This window comes from Caulobacter sp. GW821-FHT10A06 (assembly GCF_059415805.1).
Window position 1 is genome coordinate 102,189 of record NZ_JBWKNY010000008.1, and the last position, 17,775, is coordinate 119,963.

The following is a 17,775-nucleotide window of genomic DNA, read 5'->3' on the forward strand; positions in this document are numbered from 1 at the left end:
ACGGGGAGAGAAACGACCATGCTGAAGACCATCGCGCCCTCGCTGATCGCGCTCGCGATTGCAACGTCGGCTTCGGCCCAGACCCTCCCCTACCAGGACCCCAGCCTCCCCGCCGCCCAGCGCGCCGCCGATCTGGTCAGCCGCATGACGCTGGAGGAAAAGGCCGCCCAGCTACGCCACGCCGCCCCGGCGATCCCGCGCCTCAAGGTCCCCGCCTACAACTGGTGGAACGAAGGCCTGCACGGCGTCGCGCGGGCCGGCGAGGCCACCGTCTTCCCGCAAGCCATCGGCCTGGCCGCCACCTGGGACGAGCCGTTCATCCATGAGGTGGCCGACACGATCGCCACCGAGTTCCGCGCCAAATATGTGGAGAAGGTCGCGCCCGACGGCAGCACCGCCCAGTATCGCGGCCTGACGGTCTGGTCGCCCAACATCAACATCTTCCGCGACCCACGCTGGGGCCGGGGCCAGGAAACCTGGGGCGAGGATCCCAAGCTGACCGCGACCCTGGGCTCGGCCTTCGTCGAGGGGCTGCAAGGTCCCGACCTGAACCACTTGAAGACCCTGGCCATGGCCAAGCACTTCGCCGTGCACAGCGGCCCCGAGGCCGACCGCCATCGCGACGACATCCACCCGTCGCGCCACGACCTGGAAGACACCTACCTGCCGGCCTTCGAGGTGCTGGTGACCCAGGCCAAGGCCCAGTCGGTGATGTGCGCCTACAACGCCGTCGACGGCCAGCCGGCCTGCGCCAGCGACATGCTGCTGAAGGACAAGCTGCGCGGCCAGTGGAAGTTCGACGGCCACGTGGTCTCGGACTGCGCCGCCATCGCCGACGTCTGGCTGCCGACCTCGCACGCCTATCGCAAGACCCCGGCCGAGGCCTTCGCGGTGACGGTCAAGGCCGGCACCGACCTGCTGTGCGATTTCGGCGGTCCCAACGGCGTCGAGGCGCCGGCCATCGTCGAGGCCGTGCGCACGGGCCTGGCCACCGAAGCCGAGGTCGACCAGGCCGCCCGCCGCCTGTTCGAGGGCCGCATGCGCCTTGGCCTGTTCGATCCGCCCGGCTCGGGCCCCTGGGGCAAGATCACCGCCGCCGACAACGACACGCCGGCCCACCGCGCCCTGGCCCTGAAGGCCGCGCAAAAGGCCATGGTGCTGCTGAAGAACGACGGCCTGCTGCCGCTGAAGACCGCGCCCAAGTCGATCGCCGTGATCGGTCCCAACGCCGACAGTGTCGACGCTTTGGTCGGCAACTATAACGGCACGCCGTCCAAGCCGATCACCGTGCTGGCCGGCATCCGTGAGCGCTTCCCCGACGCCAAGGTCACCTATGTCGCGGGCACGGGCCTGATCGGTCCGCCCAGCGCGCCGACGCCGGAGGCGATCTTCTGCCAGGACGCCGCCTGCGCGACCAAGGGCCTGAAGGTCGAGGAATTTGCCGGGCTGGAACTGGCCGGCGCCCCGACCGCGACGCGCGTCGACGCCAACGTCAATTTCCGCTGGGGCTGGCCGACGCGGACGCCGCGGCAGGCCTCGGTCCGCTGGAGCGGCTTCGTCACGCCGACGCAAAGCGGTCCGCACAGCTTCGCCATCGACGGCGAGCGCGGCTGGCGCATCCTGATCGACGGCAAGGCCGTCGCCGAAGCCTGGGACACGATCCAGGATCCGGGCCAGGCCCAGACCATCATGCTGACCGCCGGCAAGGCCTATGCGATCACGATCGAGGCCCGCCAGGACAGCAGTCGCGGCAGCCAGCGCCTGACCTGGAGCCAGCCGGCCGACAACGCCGACACCGCCATCGCCGCGACCAAGGACGCCGAGCTGATCGTCTTCGTCGGTGGCTTGTCGGCCCGGATCGAGGGTGAAGAGATGCCGGTCCACGCCCCGGGCTTCGCCGGCGGCGACCGCACCAGCCTGGACTTGCCCGGTCCGCAGGCCAAGCTGCTGGAAGGCCTGCAGGCCACCGGCAAGCCCGTGGTCATGGTGCTGGTCAACGGCTCGGCCATGGCGGTGAACCAGGCCGACAAGACCGTGCCGGCCATCATCGAGGCCTGGTATCCCGGCGGCGAAGGCGGCAAGGCCGTCGCGGGTCTGCTGGCCGGCGACTTCAGCCCGGCCGGCCGCCTACCGGTGACCTTCTACCGCTCGGCCGACCAGCTGCCGCCGTTCAAGGACTACACGATGGCGGGCCGCACCTATCGCTACTTCACGGGCGAGGCGCTGTACCCGTTCGGCTACGGCCTGTCCTACACGACCTTCAAGTACGGCAAGCCGGTGCTCAGCAAGGCCAGCGTGAAGGCCGGCCAGACGCTGACCGTCAGCGTCGATGTCACCAACACCGGCGGCCGCGACGGCGACGAGGTGGCCCAGCTGTACGTCACCCGTCCGGACGTGGCCGGCGCCCCGATCCGCGCCCTGAAGGGCTTCCAGCGCGTCACGCTGAAAAAGGGCGAGACCCGCAAGCTGACCTTCGCCCTGGACCCCGCCGCCTTCGCCACGGTCGACGCGGACGGCAAGAAGAGCGTCGTCCCCGGCGCCGCCGACCTGTGGATCGGCGGCGGCCAGCCCGTCAGCCGCCCGGGCCTGGCCCAGGCGGCTGGGGTCGCGGCGAAGGTGACCGTGACGCCTTAAGGCAGCGGGTCCGTCCTCGCCCTTCGACAAGCTCAGGGTGAGGACTACTTTTGAGCCCCAGCAGTAGAAAACCTCATCCTGAGCTTGTCGAAGGACGAGGCTTTCGGCTCCTCCGACTTAGAACGTCTCGCCGACCATCTTCTCGCTCAGCGCCCACAAGGCCTGGGCGTTGGCCGGGTCGAGGGCGTACGACCGCACGCCGTACCGGACTTCGGAGGCGTCCTCGACCGGCGGGGCCAGGTGACAGTCCTCGCAATAGCGGCCGGCGACCTCGTCGATCGGGGCCACGACGCCGGCCCAGACGCTGGTCGCCGCGCCCTGCGGGATGGTCTTCCACTCGAAGGCCTTCTCGCCCTTGGCTTCGGCCTCGGCGTTCAGCTGGTCCAGCATGCCCTGGATGAAGGACGGGTCCAGGTGGCGGGCCAGCTCGGTCTGGATGCCGCCCGGATGCACGGCCACGGCCCGCACGCCGCGATCCTTGTGGCGACGGTCGAACTCGACGGCGAACAGGATGTTGGCGGTCTTGGAGCGGCCATAGGCGGCGAACGGGATGTACTCGGTGGTCTCGAAGTTCGGATCCTCGAGATTGACGTCCGAGAAGCGGTGGCCCGACGAGGCCAGCGACACCACGCGCGACCCGGCCTTCAGCAGGCTGGCGATGCGGTTGATGAACGTGAAGTGGCCCAGGTGGTTAGTGCCGAACTGGGTCTCGAAGCCGTCGACGGTCTTGCCCAGCGGCGTGGCCATGACGCCGGCATTGGCGATCACCAGGTCGAAGCTTCGGCCGTCCTTGACCAGGGCGTCGGCGGCGGCGCGCACGCTCGCCAGGCTGGCCAGGTCCAGTTCGATCAGCGACAGCGAGCCGCCGCTCGTCGCGGCCGCCTCGCGCACGACGGCGGTCGCGCCTTCGGCCTTTTGAAGATCGCGGGCCGCGCCCACGACGTCGGCGCCGTGCGCGGCCAGGGCGCGGGCGGTCTCGACGCCCAGGCCGGCCGAGACGCCGGTGACCAGCACGCGCTTGCCCTTGAGATCGACGCCGGCCAGGACGTCGTCGGTGGTGGATTTGGCGCCGAATGGATTGCTCATGACTCTCTCGCTCTCTTGTTGTCAGAGCCAATCCGGAGGATAAGTGGAGGAAGGCTCCGGATACATATTCGGAGGTATCCTCCGTTTTTCAAGATCGATGTCCGAAGATTCTGAGATCAAGACGCGGAAACCCCGCGCCGACAGCCTGCGCAATCGCGAACTGCTGCTGACGACGGCCAAGACGGCCTTCGCCGAAACGGGCGCCGACGCGCCGCTAGAAGAGATCGCCCGCCGCGCCGGCGTGGGCATCGGCACGCTGTACCGCCACTTCCCCACCCGCGAGGCCCTGGTGGCGGCGGTCTATGCGCGGGCGTTGGAACAGCTGACGCAGGCCGCCGACGACCTCCTGGCCACACGCCCGGCCGGCGAGGCGCTGGCGGCCTGGCTGGAGCTGCTGATCGACTACATGGCCACCAAGCGCGTCGTGGCCCCCGCCCTGCAAGCCGACCCCGGCGAAGGCTCCCGCGTCTACGCCAGCGCCGGCGCGACCATCCTGCCGGCCCTGCAGAAACTCACCGACACCGCTCACGCCGCCGGGGAGATCCGGGGCGACATCGGCTTCGAGGACATCCTGCGGATGATGGCCGGCCTCAGCCAGGGGTACGAGAAGCCGGGCTGGGAGGTCGGCGCCCGGCGCCTGCTGGGGGTGATGATGGACGGGTTGCGGGCGCGCTAGGCTAGGCCGGCGCGTCCGCCTCTTGGTGCCAGGAACGCGTCGTCGCGAAACCGATCCAGAGCGCCGCCAGGATCGCCGTGACGACGAGCACGGCGTTGAAGCCACGCTCGAAGACCAGGCGCGAGTCCACCGCCGTCGTGGCAGGCCCGACAAGGCAGTTTTCGGGCCCACGCGCCGGCGCTGGACGCCGCAGCACCGCCTGGCGGGCCAGGCGTTCGCTGGTGGCGCGGATTTCCACGCACCGCGTCCAGTCGCCGCCCGGAACGATGACGTAGCTCTTCAACGGAGGATCGCGCAGGAGATCGACCATGGAAAAGCCGACGGCGCCCACATACGCCGTCGCGCACAGCGCCATCACAAGATTGCGGCTGGCCACACTAGGCCACCAACATCGCGCGCGGATCGGCGACCGCCGGTGCGCGCTCGCTGGCGACGACCTGGGTCCGCAGATGGGCTTCCAGGATATCGAGGATCTCCGCATCGACCTCGGCGTCGAACTTGCGCGCGAAGAGGTCCCCGCTGGACGTCAGCAGGTCCGCGTCGGCCTTGGTGAAGGTGCGGGGGCGCAGCTTGATGTCCCCGTCGGGCACCCAGTCGATCATCCGCTTGTCGTCGTTGACGATCTCGCCGTGCGCGGCGGTGTTCATCATCACGGTCTGGAAGAAGCCCTCATCGGCGATGAAGGTGTTGCGGTAGAAGGCCTTGTAGCGATCGACCGACGGATCGTGACAGACGAACTCGCAGAACGCCCGGCTGACGATCTTCCACTGATTGCCGATGTAGGGCGTGGCGTCCTTCAGGAAGAGACGGGTCATCAGGCTGTCGATGATGCGGCCGCCCTGCTCGACCACGTGCTGGAGGATCCGCCCCATGGTTTCGGGCCGACTCTGGGCCTGGTCCAAGACCCGGATGAACTCACGCCCCCGATTGGCGTCCAGGAAGGCCCGGATGCGGCCCTGCGTCGCCAGGGGAAAGTCCTGGCCGCTGAGATTGATGAAATAGTCCCACCGGGCGTCCATCTCGAGCAGCCTGGCCATACCTCGCAGCTCGGCGTCGACCAGACTGTAGCCGCCCCACAGGGCGCGCTGGCCCTCGAGAATGGCGGCGTTGGGATAGGCCGCGAGGAATGCCCGCAGCTCGTCCTCCAGGCCTGGGCCGGCGTTCTTGTCGACATGGACCAGGTAGTGGTTGGCCGGATCATGGATCGCCTTGAACAGCCGCTTGAACTGTTCGGGATAGCGGTGGACCAGGACCAGATAGGCGATGGTTGGCGGCGCGTGGCGCTTGATCAAGACTTGGTCCCTCGCAGGGCGTCCGGGTCGATCGGCCTGGGCCTGGAAGGCTGCCCACCGGTCGACCGGGAATCGTTCAGGCCCTTGGGAGCCGAGGGGCGGGTTCCGGGATAGGTTTTCATCGTGCGGTCTTTCGTCGAGCGCGCCGATCCGCGGCGCTCGGTCTTCTCGCTGCGCCCGGCGGCTACTTCTTGCGCGGCGCCAGGGTCTGCGAGAGCGCGGCCGACGGCGCGGCGGCGATCACCTTGGGCTTGATCGCCTTGGGTTTGCGGACTTCACGATTGCCTTTGGACATGGCGTTCCTTTTGAGGGCGGCGGACGTCGGCCATGGGCGCGGCACGGGCCAAGCCCGATCCGTTGTGGTCGACTCTCGCGATAAGGGGTGTCCCGGCTTCGGGACCTAGGGACCTTCCGCCTGGCGGACCGGTCCGAATGGCGTGACTGCGCGCCTCAAGGGAACCTTAGCACGGAGAACCATGCGACAGGGAAATGATTGCGCCGACTGGGGAGCCATCGCCCTCGGATCGCGCTATCATCCCTGCGCCACGGATTACCCCGCGCCATGCGGACTCGTCGGCCTGAAAGGACGTCATGTCCTCCCCCTCGAACACGCCAGTCCGCACGCCGACGCGCGCGGTGTTTCAATGAGCCCGTGGAGCGCCGTGCTGGCGATCTTCGGCGTGCGCCAGGTCTCGATCCGGGAGGTGCGGGCCGAGGCCTTTTTCCTGGGCGGCCGGCACAAGGGCGAGATCCGGGAAGGCGCGCAGAAGGAGTTGCTGGCGCCGGGTCTCGATCCCGAGCGCGCCGCCCTCCTGAGGGCGGTCATTCGCACGACGCCGCCGTCCACGGTCGAGGGCGCGCGCCCATGACCGACGAAGACGCCCAGGCGATGCGCCGCGAGAACGATTATCTCAAGCGCCGGAACGCCCAATTGCAGAACGACGTCACCAGTCTCGGCAGCCAGGTCCTGCGCATGCAGCAGGAAATGGAGCGCCTGGGCGGTCGCCATCCCGGTCAGGCGCCAAACCCGCTGGCGAGCGGACAATCATGACCCTGACACCCGGCCAACGCGCGGCCCTGCAGAACCTGGCGCGGAAAAAGTCGGGCGAGGCGGTCGACTGGATCAACATCGGCGACGCGCGCGCGCTGACCGAGCAGGGCCTGGCCGAGAGGACCGGCGGCGGCTGGGTCATCACCCCGGCCGGAGCGGCCGCGCTCGCCGCGTCGGGGGAGCCTTAACGGAAGGCCTTAGTTCCCTTCCTCGTCCACATAGATCACCACCGGCTTGCCGCGCGACAGCGGCTCCCAACCGGCTTCGATGGCCGAGGTGATGGCCTTGGCGATGATGCGCACGGGAATCTGCGAGGGCTTGAGCGGCGGCGCGCTGAACTTGGGTTTGGGGCCGGGCGGGAACTCGATCAGCGCCTCGCGCTGGCCTTCCTTGTGGCGCGCGGCGATCACCTTGCCGTGGCGCTCCGACGGGTCGTAGTTCCACTGCGGCAGGCGGTGCAGGCGCCAGACATAGGGGTGGCCGTCGACATCGATGTCGAACTCGACGGTGAGTTTGGTGGTTTTGGCCATGCGGGGGAATAACCCGACAAGCGCCCAAGAAAAAGGGCCGCCCTCCTATCACCCTCTCTCATGGAGAGAGGGAGGGGCCCGCCGCCGCAGGCGGTGGGAGGGTGAGTGGGTTCGCCGGTCCAAGCAAACCCACCACCGTCATCCCGCGCTTTATGCGCGGGACCCATCGTTCAGCTTCTACGTGAGAGTTTAGGCCCGCACTTCACTTGCGGCGGACAAATGGGTCCCGCGCATAAAGCGCGGGATGACGGCCTAGATCCGGGTTTCTCCGGCCGCCTTTGTAACCACTCACCCTCCCACCGCTACGCGGCGGGCCCCTCCCTCTCTCCAAGAGAGAGGGAGTTCTTACCCTTACTGCAGCGTCGCCTTGCCGAACGACAGCAGGCCGCCCTCGACCCCGACGGCGATCACCCCGCCGTCCTCGATCTCGCCGGCCAGCAGCTTTCTGGCGATCGGGTCGATCAGTTCCTTCTGGATCACGCGCTTCAGGGGACGCGCGCCGTAGACCGGGTCGTAGCCCTTGTCGGCGATCCAGTTCAGGGCCTCGGCGTTGATCGACAGCGTCATGCGGCGGTCGGTCAGCAGCTTCTCGACCCGTTGCAGCTGGATCTTGACGATGTCGCCCATGTGCGCGCGGCTGAGGCGCTTGAACAGGATGATCTCGTCGATCCGGTTGAGGAACTCGGGGCGGAAGTGGCCGCGCACCATGTTCATCACCATCGGCCGGACGGCTTCGACGTCTTCACCCTCTTCCTGGTTGGCCAGGAATTCGGCGCCGAGGTTGCTGGTCATGATGATCAGCGTGTTGCGGAAGTCGACCGTGCGGCCCTGACCATCGGTCAGGCGACCATCGTCCAGCACCTGCAGCAGCACGTTGAAGACGTCCGGGTGGGCCTTCTCGATCTCGTCGAACAGCACGACCTGGTACGGACGCCGGCGCACGGCTTCCGTCAGCGCCCCGCCCTCGTCGTAACCGACATAGCCGGGAGGCGCGCCGATCAGGCGGCTGACCGAGTGCTTTTCCATATATTCGGACATGTCCATCCGGGTGATGGCGTGCTCGTCGGCGAACAGGAACTCGGCCAGGCTCTTGGTCAGCTCGGTCTTGCCCACGCCCGTCGGGCCCAGGAACAGGAACGAGCCGATCGGTTTGGTCGGGTCGTGCAGGCCGGCCCGCGCGCGGCGGACGGCGTCGGACACGGCGGTCAGCGCCTCGTCCTGGCCGACCACGCGACCGCGCAGTTCGTCCTCCATCTTGAGCAGCTTCTCGCGCTCGCCTTCCAGCATCTTCTCGACCGGCACCCCGGTCCAGCGGCTGACCACGGCGGCGATCTGCTCGGCGTCGACGACTTCCGGCGTCAGGGCCTGGGTGTCGCCCTGCTCGGCCTCGGCCAGGCGGCGCTCCAGGGCCGGGATCTCGCCGTACTGGATCTGGCCGGCGCGGGCGAAGTCGCCGGCGCGCTGGGCGTTGGCGAGGTCGGCGCGCAGGCGGTCCAGGGCTTCACGGGCTTGCGCGGCGCCGCCGACCTTGTCCTTCTCGGCCTTCCAGCGGGCAGTCATCTCGTCGCTGCGGAACTGCAGATCGTCGACCTCGACTTCCAGGTTCTCCAGGCGGTGCTTGGAGGCGGCGTCGGTTTCCTTGCTGAGGGCCTCGCGCTCGATCTTCAGCTGCACCAGGCGGCGGTCGATCTCGTCCAGCTCCTCGGGCTTGCTGTCGATCGCCATGCGCACGCGGCTGGAGGCTTCGTCCATCAGGTCGATCGCCTTGTCCGGCAGGAAACGGTCGGCGATGTAGCGGTTGCTGAGCGTAGCGGCGGCGACCAGGGCCGAGTCCGAGATGCGCACCCCGTGGTGGACCTCGTACTTCTCCTTCAGGCCGCGCAGGATCGAGATGGTGTCCTCGACCGTGGGCTCGCCGACAAAGACCGGCTGGAAGCGACGGGCCAGGGCCGCGTCCTTCTCGACGTGCTTGCGGTACTCGTCCAGCGTGGTGGCGCCGACGCAGTGCAGCTCGCCGCGCGCCAGGGCGGGCTTCAAGAGGTTGGAGGCGTCCATCGCCCCGTCGCCCTTGCCGGCGCCGACCAGGGTGTGCATCTCGTCGATGAACAGGATGATCGAGCCCTCGGCGGCCGTGGTCTCCGCCAGAACCGCCTTCAGGCGCTCCTCGAACTCGCCGCGATATTTCGCACCAGCGATCAGGCTGCCCATGTCCAGCGACAGCAGCCTCTTGTCCTTCAGGCTTTCGGGCACGTCGCCATTGATGATGCGCAGGGCCAGGCCCTCGACGATGGCGGTCTTGCCAACGCCGGGTTCGCCGATCAGGACGGGGTTGTTCTTGGTGCGGCGCGACAGGACCTGGATGGTGCGGCGGATTTCTTCGTCGCGGCCGATCACCGGGTCGAGCTTGCCGTCACGAGCGGCCGCCGTCAGGTCGCGGGCGTAGCGCTTGAGCGCCTCATAGCCTTCCTCGGCGTTGGCGCTGTCGGCGGTGCGGCCCTTGCGGATGGCGTTGGCGGCGGTCTCCAGGGCCTGGGCGCTGACGCCGGCTTCCTTGAAGAGCTTGGCCGCGTCCGCGCCTTCCTTGGCGATGGCGATCAGCAGGCGCTCGGTGGTGACGAACGCGTCGCCGGCCGCCTTGGCGCTTTTCTCGGCCTCGGCGAAGACGCGGGCCGTGTCGGGCTTCATGTAGAGCTGGCCGCCGGCGCCGTCGACGCGCGGGGTCTTGGCCAGCAGGGTCTCGACGCCGCCGTCCAGCTGGTCGGGGCGGCCGCCGGCGCTCTGGATCAGGGCGCGGCCCAGGCCGTCCTTCTCCTCGAGCAGGACTTTCAGGATGTGTTCGGGCGCGAACTGCTGGTGGCCACGGGCCAGGGCCAGGCTCTGCGCCGACTGGACGGCCTGCTTGGCGCGGTCCGAATAGAGATCGATATTCATGTGTCTAAGGTGTCCCCTTCCTAGGCGGATCTGGACCGGCCGCCTCTTCTGAGCACGGCCCGTCCCGATGGGGCATTTAGGTGTGGCTCCCTAGCCACACAAGGCTCACCAGCCCCGGCTAGCCAGATAACGTTCGAGCTCGGAAATTCGCACCGCGTCCGACGGGTGGGTCGAGCCCAGATCGCCGCCGCCAGACTGGCCAGCCTGAGCGTCATGGGCCTGCATGTTGCGCCACAGCGCCACGGCCTCGCGCGGGCGGTAGCCGGCCCGCTGCATGAAGTCGACGCCCAGCTTGTCGGCCTCCAGCTCCTGCTTGCGCGAGAACGGCAGCAGCACGCCGAACTTGGCCGCGTCGTCGCCGTGGTCCTTGAGCAGCTTGCCAAAATCGGTGCCGCCGGCGGCCGCGCCGGCGATGCCCAGCAGGATCTTCGAGGTCCGCTCCTGCGAGACGCGCTCGGCCGCGTGGCGGGCGACGACGTGGCCGGCTTCGTGACCGATCACGGCGGCCAGCTGGTCGTCGTTCTCGACAATGGCCAGGAGGCCCACGGTCACCCCGACATGGCCGCCGGGCAGCACGAAGGCGTTCGGCGCTTCGTCCAGGAACACCGCATAGTCCCACGGCCGGGCGCCCAGACCCGCCGCATTGATGACCCGCTGGCCCACGGCCTGGACGCGGGCGTTCTTGCGCGGCTCCTTGGAGATGTAGCTGGTGCGCAGCGTATCGGCCCAGGCCTTCTCGCCCTCGCCGACCAGGCTGTCGTCATTGACGATCAGCAGCTGGTCGCGGCCGAGGTCGGCATTGTAGGCGCAGCCGCCCAGCAGGGTGGCGGCGACTATCAAGAGCGGCAGGGCCAGACGGGCGAGGTTTGGGCGGCGCAAGGTTGCCATGAAGCTCGACTGTGTTTCCAACACGACACAAGCCTTATCCCTGGCCGGCTTGCCGGACGCAACCGGCGAAGCTTCCAGGACCTAGTCCTCGTCCAGCGGCCGGCCGCCCCGGGCCCGCAGGTCGGCGATCAGGGTGCGCATGGCCCAGCCCGTGGCCTTGGCCATCTGCTCGCCGGTCAGGTTCCAGTGGTCGCGCATCTCCAGCCAGGGCGTGGTGTGCAGCACCTGCAGCATGGCGGTGGCCAGCACCTGGTCCTGCGCCGGCAAGTCCTTGACCAGATCGGCGGTCGCGGCGCTGTAGCGGGCCAGGCGCTCGTCATTGGTCGACAGCCGCATGACCCGGCCCTGGGGCGTGGATCGCACCAGGGTGGCGATCGGGGCGATGCTGTCGAAGCCGGTATAGATGTCGTGCAGGTCGCCCGTCAGGTCGGCCTCGCTGGACGGATAGGTGACGCGCGGCCCGGCCAGCTCCTGCACCCGCGCATGCGCCGCCGCCATCAGCGCCTCGCGGTCGGGGAAGTAACGATAGACCGTCCGCCGCGCCACGCCGGTGCGCTCGGCGATCAGGTCGTGATTGATGTCCATCCGCCCCTCGGCCAGCAGGTCGATCAGGGCGTCGGCGATGCGCGTACGCATCTCCAGCTTCTGGGTTTCGCGGGCGCCGGCCGCTTTGCCTTCGGGGGGGGGAATCTCACCATCCATGGCGGACGGATTTAGAGCGCGGCACATTTTGTGTCAAATTCTGATTGACACTTTTTGTGCCACATAGCATTCAGCGCTACCTCAAACGAAGGGGATAACGATGCTATTTCACATGTCGATCGCGGCGCGGGACCCGCAACACGTGGCCGAGGTCTTCGCCGAACTGTGGGGCGGCGAGGCGTTTCCGTTCCCGCCGGTGTCCGACAACGGCTGGATCGCCGTGGCCGGTGACGATCGCGGCACGGCGCTGGAGGTCTATCCGGCCGATGTCGTGCTGCGCGAAGCCGACGGCGACGCGGACGCTTACGGACAAGCCACCGGCCAGGTCGTCTACAGCGCCAGCCACGGCGCGATCGCCACGGCGCTGGACCTGGACGCGGTCATGGCGATCTGCGCCCGCGAGGGCTGGCCGGCCAAGTACCGCAAGCGCGGCGGCATGTTCGGCGTGGTCGAGGTCTGGATCGAGGGTCGCCAGATGATGGAGATCCTCACCCCCGAGATGCAGGGCGAATACCTGGCCTGCATGAGCTTCGCCACCTGGCGGGCCATCCGCGACGCGGTGGCGGCCGGCCAGGCCATGCCGGCCTAACGGCGCAGCTCGAGGAGATCCAGCTTCGACTCCTGCTTGGGCCACGGCAGGGCCAGGCGGTACTGGCCCGCGCCGATGCGCTCCAGCACCCCGACTTGGTCGCGCTCGGGATCGCGGCCATAGCGGGCGCGGCCCTCCCCCGTGCCCCAGGCCACCGCGCCCAGGAACACCAGGCGCCGGTTGGTCTCGGGATAGAGATTGCCGGCCTGGCGTTGGCTGCCGGTGGTCTTCTCCAGGATCAGGTCGCCGCCCGGCGTCAGCGCGACCCGGCAGCGGAACCAGCCATAGGCCACATAGGACGGCCCGCTGCTGGGCGAGCCCAGCTTGATGGTGCGGCAGCGGTAATTGCCCGGCGTCGGCTGCGGGCGAGCCAGGGAGACGCGGGGGTCGACCAGCGCGCCCAGGCTGCGCAGTTCGCGCCCGTGACCGTCGGCGCGGGCCTGCGACAGCGCCGCGTCCCAGGCCTCGTCCAGCTGCTCCAGCCGGCGGACATCCGATCCCTTGGCATCGGCGCGCCAGTCGCCGGAGGCGGCGTGGGCCGTGCCGGCGGCGAGGAGGGACAGGGCGAAGACGGCGGGCAAACGCATGGCGGCTCCTGAGCTTTGCAGTCAGGGGTAACGCGGGGGTGCGGCGGGAGTTCGGCTAACGGCAGCCCTGCTTCAGCAATCCGTCCATCGCCACCGCCAACCTCCCGCCCAGCACCCGCTGCCCGGCCGTGGTCAGGTGCAGGGTGTCGGCCTTCAGCGGCAGGCCGCCGGCCGGGACCATGGCCACGCACTTGGGCATCGGCCCGGCCTGGACCGCCTGGATCGCCGACCACGACGGATAGGTCTTGGGCGCGGACACCTCCGGCGATGGTGGGTCGGCCAGTTGGACCAGGACCAGCGGCAGGTTCTTGCCGCCGAGGTCGGCTCGGAACCGGGCGACCAGGGCCTCGAAGCTCTCGCGCCAGCCGGCGGCGGAGTCGGGGCGGCCGGCGTCGGTTTCGCCCTGGTACCAGAGAATCCCCCGCACCTTGCCCACGGCGCGAGCGCGGGCCAGGCACGAGCCGTAGAGGGTGTCCCTCCCCTCCCCCGGCGTCCACTGCGCCATGGACGAGCCCCCCTTGGCGCAGGGGACCAGCAGGATCGGCCAGCCGTTCAGGCCGTGCAGGGTCCGGGCGAAGAACAGGCCCGGCCCGACGGCGGCGATCGTGTCGGTCGAGATCGCGTCGACCTGGCCGACGGCGGTGTCCAGCGGCTCGACGGCGGGCCGGATCGTCTCCTCGTTGCCGTAGAGCGTGATGGCTGGGTCGGCGACACGCTCGGCCGCCGTCAGCTCCTCGACCAGCCCCCGGCCCGACATGTTGGACTGGCCCGTCAGCAGATAGACATCGGGCTTTTGCGCCATCAACGCCAAGGCCAGCAGCAGGCCGCTCACTTGAGCACCGCCAGCGGGATGGCCGCCGCCATGGCGCGGTAGCCGGCCGGCGAGGGATGCAGCAGGTCGCCGCTGTCGTACTCGGCCTTCAGGCGCGCGGGGTTGGCCGGATCGCGCGTGACGGCGTCCAGGTCGACCACGGCGTCGAACGCGCCCGAGGTGCGGATCCACTGGTTCACCGCCTGGCGATCGGCGTCGGCGTCCGCGTCCGCGTCGGAGCGGTAGGTCTTGGTCCCGCCGAACGGCAGGATGGTCGCGCCGACGACGCGGATCCCCTGGCCGTGGGCGCGGTCGATCAGCTGGCGATAGCCGGCCTTCAGCCCCTCGACCACCGCCTGGCGGCCTTCCGGCGTCACCGGGCCTTCGCGCGAGAGCATGCCGATGTCGTTGACGCCGATCAGCACGATCAGGGTCTTCACGCCCGGATGCGAGAACACGTCGCGATCCAGCCGCGCCAGGCCGCTGACGCTGGTCCCGTCCTTGAGCAGCCGGTTGGCGCCGATGCCGGCGTTGATCACCGCCAGGTTCCGGGTCTTGGGGTCGGCCTGCAGCCGCTCGGCCAGCACGTCGGGCCAGCGCTCGTAGCGGTTCACGCCCGCGCCGCTGCCGTCGGTGATCGAGTCGCCGAAGGTCGCCACCGCCGCGACCTTGGCGTTGTCGACCTCGACCCCGGCCAGTTGCAGCCATTGCAGGTTGGTGACCGCGCCCGGCAGGTCGGCGGCGTCCGGCGTCGCGCCGGTGGCAAGATAGGTCGTGGTGCGGCCCGAGCGGTGCTGGGTCGCCACGCTCGGCGCGGTCGGCATAGCGAGGCTGACGGCCAGGCGGTCCAGCGCCTTCACGGGCAAGGCGACGGGATCGGACAGCCACACCGCGCCGGCCGGAATGACCACGGCCTCGCGCCCATCGAAGGTCACCTTGCGGTCGCTGCCGGCGACGATGGCGGCGCTGGCCGGCGCCGCCGACAGCGCCACATGGACGGCGTCGATGCGCAGCGGCGCGGTCCCGAAGGCGTTGGAGAGCCGCAACCGCACGCGCGGCCCGCCGGCGGTCAGGCGCACCACCTCCCGGACCACGAACGGCCCTTCCGGCCAGGTCGGGGGTTTCTCGGTCTCGGACGACACCAGCCCGGTCGACCAGGCGCTGACCCAGGGCGAAAGCCGTTCCGCCGCGTGGCCACTGGTCGCCAGCAGCAAGGCGCCCGCCAGCGCCAGCATCGTACGCTTCATGGAAACTCCCCGATCATTGGCGGGGACCTTAGCGAGTCCCACAAATGGGGCAATCGCTCCACGATATGGATGTCAGGAGTCGGCGGCGGCAAGTCCCGGCTCCATTCGCAACTTGCCTAACGAAATTCGAACTTGCACAACCGCGGCGGTCGCGAATGATTGTAACGCTAGTGGGATTCAGTAATAGGCGAGTGCGTGCGCGCCGGTGCGCAGATTTCCGTGGGGGGAACCAAGATGACTCTGGATCAGCTGATCAAAGCGTATACAGCCGTTCACGACGGGAAAGCGCCGGACGCCGCGACCCAGGCCCGGCTTCAGTATTTCGTGCAGCTGTCCGAGCAGCGGCCCACCGATGCGGCGGCGATGAGCTACATCGTCAACAGCGCCGACAGCACCACGGCCCTGGCGGTGCTCAGCTACCAGTTCTTCACGGGCAAGAGCCCGACGGCGGCCGGCCTCGACTTCCTGGTCAATTCGTCGAGCAACACGAACGACCTGAACGACGCGTACTATCGCCAGTTCAGCCTCGAGAACCGCTACATCAACTTCGCCGCCAACCTCGGCGTGTGGGGCGAAGGCGCCAGCGTCTTCGCCAACAAGTACGGCGCGCTGAGCTTCGCCGACTATGTGGCCTCGATCTACCAGACGATCATCGGTTCCAACTATGCGGCGGCGGCGGGCATCAATCCCGCCCAGGCCATCGCCGACATCATCTCTCGCAAGGACGCCCTGCTGGCCACGGCGACCGGCGCCGGCATGATCAATTCCAACATGACGGCCGCCCAAATCGACATCGCCCTGAAGGCCGCGACCGCGGGCTATCTGCTGGGCGAAGCGATCAAGGCCGACGTAGGCCTCTACGCCTCGGCCGCCAACAACTTCATGGTCGCGGTGGCCACCGGCACGGCCGTCTACAACACCGACATCACGCGGACCTATGCTAGCCCGGCCAACCTGACCGGCGGGAGCGGCCAGGCGGTGTCGCCGGGCTTCAACTTCCCACCACCGGTCGTCACCCCGCCCGAGCAATCCGTCAGCCGCGCCTTCACCCTGACCACAGGCCGCGACATCTTCACCGGCGCCGATCTTGCCGACACCTTCACCGGCCAGATCGGCGCCGGCGCGACGCTGAACGCCACCGACGTGCTGAACGGGGCCGGCGGCACGGACACGCTGCTGCTGACCAGCGATGCGGCGTCGTTCGCCCTGGACCCCGGCAAGATCACCAGTATCGAAGTCCTGCGCATCAAGGCCCAGACCCAGGCCCTGAACATCGACGTGGGCGGGATCGCCTTCACCGAGGTCAACAACAACGGCTCCACCCAGGCCCTGACCTTCGACAACGCCGCGCCGACCAGCACGCTGTCGATCAACAACACCACCTCCGACACCACCTTCGTCACGCCGAACACGGGGCTGGGCGGCAATGCCGACGCGATCACTCTGAAGCTGGAGGACGTGACCTCGGCCGCCGGCGTCACCATTACCGCCGACATCTCCCGCCCCAACGAGTTCGAGACGCTGAATATCGTCTCGAACGGGTCCGGGACCAACGCGATCACCCTGGCCACCGACGCCGACCAGACCAGCCTGTCGACGATCAACATCCGCGGCGCGGCCGGCCTGACCCTGCGGTTCGCCGCCGGCGGCGGCGACCACACCGCGCAATATGCGACGACCATCAACGCCCACAACCTGACCGGCGCCCTGGACATCATCACCGGCGTGGTGGCCAACACCATCACCGGCGGCTCGGGCAATGACGTGATCCAGCTGGGCGCTCAGGGCGTCAACGCCGTGTCGGGCGCCGACGCGATCGCGACGGGAGCCGGCAACGACATTATCCGCTTCGTCGGCAACAACCCGGCGGGCACGGGCGGCGCGACCGACCTGACCGCTTTCGCCACCATCACCGACTTCTCACTCGCCAACGACAAGCTGGCCTTCAGCGCCAACGACGCCGACTTCAGCCTGACGGCCGATAACGGCGGGCCTTTCACCGTGACCGGTCTGTCCAAGATGAATAGCGCCGGTGGCCTCGATCCCAACGATCCGATGGTGGTCCAGGAGATCGAGCAGAATGGCCCGCCCAGGGATAGAATCTCCGGCGTCACCTTCTTCAAGCTGACGGAAGCCGTTGCGTTCACCACGGACGTGAAGGGCACGTTCAGCGCCGCGCTCGGCGGGTCAGTGCTCAATCTATTGGCGAGCGACGCCAACTATCTGATCTCGGTCTATGACACGACCCACAGTCAGATGATTATCGGCGTCGTGAACATCAGCCGCGGCGGCTTCAATTCCTTTAGTGGGCAAGATTTGACCGATGACGCCGGCGTCGCCGTCATCGGGGTCGTCAACATGTCGCAGACAGATTACGGCCTCTTCGGCGCGACCCACCTGGGCACGGCGTTCTAAGCCAGCCATCGTCACTGGACACCTGAGACAGGGCGATCCTCAAGGTCGCCCTGCGGGTGTTCGTGGGGGCGAGCGAACGACCCAAATCGTCAGTCCAATCTGACATTTTTGGTCAGGCCAGTTTGACAAAGTCAAAAAACATGGTCATGCCAATCGCGCGACAGTCATTCGTGTACGTCGCGGCAGGAGGCGACCGTAACGGCGGCGCGCTCCGGGGAAACGAAAGGTCTTTTCTCGGACAGCGCAGGTCCGTTCGACGCTCTCAAAAACATCAAAATAACAAAGCGTAATGCCGGGTAACCGGTCACCTCGATGAGCAGGAGGGGAAAACTTGCT

Annotated in this window: 18 protein-coding genes and 1 pseudogene; 8 read left to right on the forward strand and 11 right to left on the reverse strand. The window is 68.4% G+C overall.

What is annotated here, in order from left to right:
* Window positions 1–18 precede the first annotated feature (18 nt).
* A complete protein-coding gene (locus tag AC07NF_RS23120; protein WP_494632977.1) occupies window positions 19–2,634 on the forward strand; it encodes a glycoside hydrolase family 3 C-terminal domain-containing protein in 2,616 nt (871 codons plus the stop codon).
* Window positions 2,635–2,751: 117 nt separating this feature from the next.
* Here AC07NF_RS23120 and AC07NF_RS23125 read toward each other — a convergent pair whose 3' ends face one another.
* Complete coding sequence (locus AC07NF_RS23125) at window positions 2,752–3,720, reverse strand: SDR family NAD(P)-dependent oxidoreductase (RefSeq protein WP_494632979.1); 969 nt, start codon at window positions 3,718–3,720, stop codon at window positions 2,752–2,754.
* Between the two features lie 97 nt (window positions 3,721–3,817).
* Between AC07NF_RS23125 and AC07NF_RS23130 the strand changes: the two genes are divergently transcribed.
* The gene (locus AC07NF_RS23130) at window positions 3,818–4,396 is read left to right on the forward strand and encodes a TetR/AcrR family transcriptional regulator (protein ID WP_494632980.1); all 579 of its coding nucleotides are present in this window, start codon (window positions 3,818–3,820) and stop codon (window positions 4,394–4,396) included.
* Window position 4,397: 1 nt separating this feature from the next.
* Here AC07NF_RS23130 and AC07NF_RS23135 read toward each other — a convergent pair whose 3' ends face one another.
* The 3 genes from AC07NF_RS23135 to AC07NF_RS23145 are packed head-to-tail and all read right to left on the reverse strand — an operon-like array spanning window position 4,398 to window position 5,810.
* A complete protein-coding gene (locus tag AC07NF_RS23135; RefSeq protein ID WP_494632982.1) occupies window positions 4,398–4,772 on the reverse strand; it encodes a hypothetical protein in 375 nt (124 codons plus the stop codon).
* 1 nt (window position 4,773) lies between these two features.
* Window positions 4,774–5,688, reverse strand: coding sequence for a beta-1,6-N-acetylglucosaminyltransferase (locus AC07NF_RS23140; RefSeq protein ID WP_494632984.1), 915 nt, complete (start codon window positions 5,686–5,688; stop codon window positions 4,774–4,776).
* A complete protein-coding gene (locus tag AC07NF_RS23145; RefSeq protein ID WP_494632986.1) occupies window positions 5,685–5,810 on the reverse strand; it encodes a hypothetical protein in 126 nt (41 codons plus the stop codon). Before AC07NF_RS23145 ends, AC07NF_RS23140 begins: the two co-directional genes overlap by 4 nt.
* Window positions 5,811–6,350: 540 nt before the next feature.
* Between AC07NF_RS23145 and AC07NF_RS23150 the strand changes: the two genes are divergently transcribed.
* Genes AC07NF_RS23150 through AC07NF_RS23160 form a run of 3 tightly spaced genes read left to right on the forward strand, consistent with a single transcriptional unit; the run spans window position 6,351 to window position 6,927 of the window.
* Complete coding sequence (locus AC07NF_RS23150; RefSeq protein WP_492813183.1) at window positions 6,351–6,557, forward strand: hypothetical protein; 207 nt, start codon at window positions 6,351–6,353, stop codon at window positions 6,555–6,557.
* Window positions 6,554–6,739 (forward strand): coiled-coil domain-containing protein, encoded by a 186-nt coding sequence (locus tag AC07NF_RS23155; RefSeq protein WP_494632988.1) that lies wholly within the window; start codon window positions 6,554–6,556, stop codon window positions 6,737–6,739. The genes AC07NF_RS23150 and AC07NF_RS23155 overlap by 4 nt, the downstream gene beginning before the upstream one ends.
* The gene (locus AC07NF_RS23160; RefSeq protein ID WP_492813185.1) at window positions 6,736–6,927 is read left to right on the forward strand and encodes a hypothetical protein; all 192 of its coding nucleotides are present in this window, start codon (window positions 6,736–6,738) and stop codon (window positions 6,925–6,927) included. Before AC07NF_RS23155 ends, AC07NF_RS23160 begins: the two co-directional genes overlap by 4 nt.
* Before the next feature lie 9 nt (window positions 6,928–6,936).
* On the opposite strand, the gene AC07NF_RS23165 is transcribed toward AC07NF_RS23160, so the two are convergent.
* Window positions 6,937–7,269, reverse strand: a complete 333-nt coding sequence (locus AC07NF_RS23165; protein ID WP_492813187.1) for a hypothetical protein — start codon at window positions 7,267–7,269, stop codon at window positions 6,937–6,939.
* 165 nt (window positions 7,270–7,434) lie between these two features.
* Between AC07NF_RS23165 and AC07NF_RS23170 the strand changes: the two are divergent.
* Window positions 7,435–7,518, forward strand: a pseudogene (locus tag AC07NF_RS23170) (hypothetical protein); the annotation flags it as partial.
* Between the two features lie 102 nt (window positions 7,519–7,620).
* Here the strand turns inward: AC07NF_RS23170 and clpB are convergent.
* The 3 genes from clpB to AC07NF_RS23185 all read right to left on the reverse strand — a co-directional run bounded on the left by clpB (window position 7,621) and on the right by AC07NF_RS23185 (window position 11,724).
* Window positions 7,621–10,200, reverse strand: a complete 2,580-nt coding sequence (clpB, locus tag AC07NF_RS23175) for an ATP-dependent chaperone ClpB (RefSeq protein ID WP_494632990.1) — start codon at window positions 10,198–10,200, stop codon at window positions 7,621–7,623.
* A 105-nt stretch (window positions 10,201–10,305) separates the two neighbouring features.
* Window positions 10,306–11,088, reverse strand: a complete 783-nt coding sequence (locus AC07NF_RS23180) for a M48 family metallopeptidase (RefSeq protein WP_494632991.1) — start codon at window positions 11,086–11,088, stop codon at window positions 10,306–10,308.
* An 81-nt stretch (window positions 11,089–11,169) separates the two neighbouring features.
* Window positions 11,170–11,724 carry a TetR/AcrR family transcriptional regulator gene (locus AC07NF_RS23185; RefSeq protein WP_494632993.1) on the reverse strand — a complete coding sequence of 185 codons (555 nt, stop codon included), beginning with the start codon at window positions 11,722–11,724 and terminating at the stop codon, window positions 11,170–11,172.
* A 166-nt stretch (window positions 11,725–11,890) separates the two neighbouring features.
* Between AC07NF_RS23185 and AC07NF_RS23190 the strand changes: the two genes are divergently transcribed.
* Window positions 11,891–12,379 (forward strand): hypothetical protein, encoded by a 489-nt coding sequence (locus AC07NF_RS23190; RefSeq protein ID WP_494632995.1) that lies wholly within the window; start codon window positions 11,891–11,893, stop codon window positions 12,377–12,379.
* On the opposite strand, the gene AC07NF_RS23195 is transcribed toward AC07NF_RS23190, so the two are convergent.
* Genes AC07NF_RS23195 through AC07NF_RS23205 form a run of 3 tightly spaced genes read right to left on the reverse strand, consistent with a single transcriptional unit; the run spans window position 12,376 to window position 15,024 of the window.
* A complete protein-coding gene (locus AC07NF_RS23195; RefSeq protein WP_494632997.1) occupies window positions 12,376–12,966 on the reverse strand; it encodes a DUF4893 domain-containing protein in 591 nt (196 codons plus the stop codon). The two genes, AC07NF_RS23190 and AC07NF_RS23195, sit on opposite strands and share 4 nt — an antisense overlap.
* A gap of 55 nt (window positions 12,967–13,021) precedes the next feature.
* Window positions 13,022–13,798, reverse strand: a complete 777-nt coding sequence (locus AC07NF_RS23200; RefSeq protein ID WP_494632999.1) for a sialate O-acetylesterase — start codon at window positions 13,796–13,798, stop codon at window positions 13,022–13,024.
* Entirely contained in the window at window positions 13,795–15,024 is a 1,230-nt protein-coding gene (locus AC07NF_RS23205) for an SGNH/GDSL hydrolase family protein (protein ID WP_494633001.1), read from the reverse strand. The genes AC07NF_RS23200 and AC07NF_RS23205 overlap by 4 nt, the downstream gene beginning before the upstream one ends.
* 234 nt (window positions 15,025–15,258) lie before the next feature.
* Between AC07NF_RS23205 and AC07NF_RS23210 the strand changes: the two genes are divergently transcribed.
* Window positions 15,259–17,439 (forward strand): hypothetical protein, encoded by a 2,181-nt coding sequence (locus AC07NF_RS23210; RefSeq protein WP_494633004.1) that lies wholly within the window; start codon window positions 15,259–15,261, stop codon window positions 17,437–17,439.
* The last annotated feature ends 336 nt before the right edge of the window (window positions 17,440–17,775 follow it).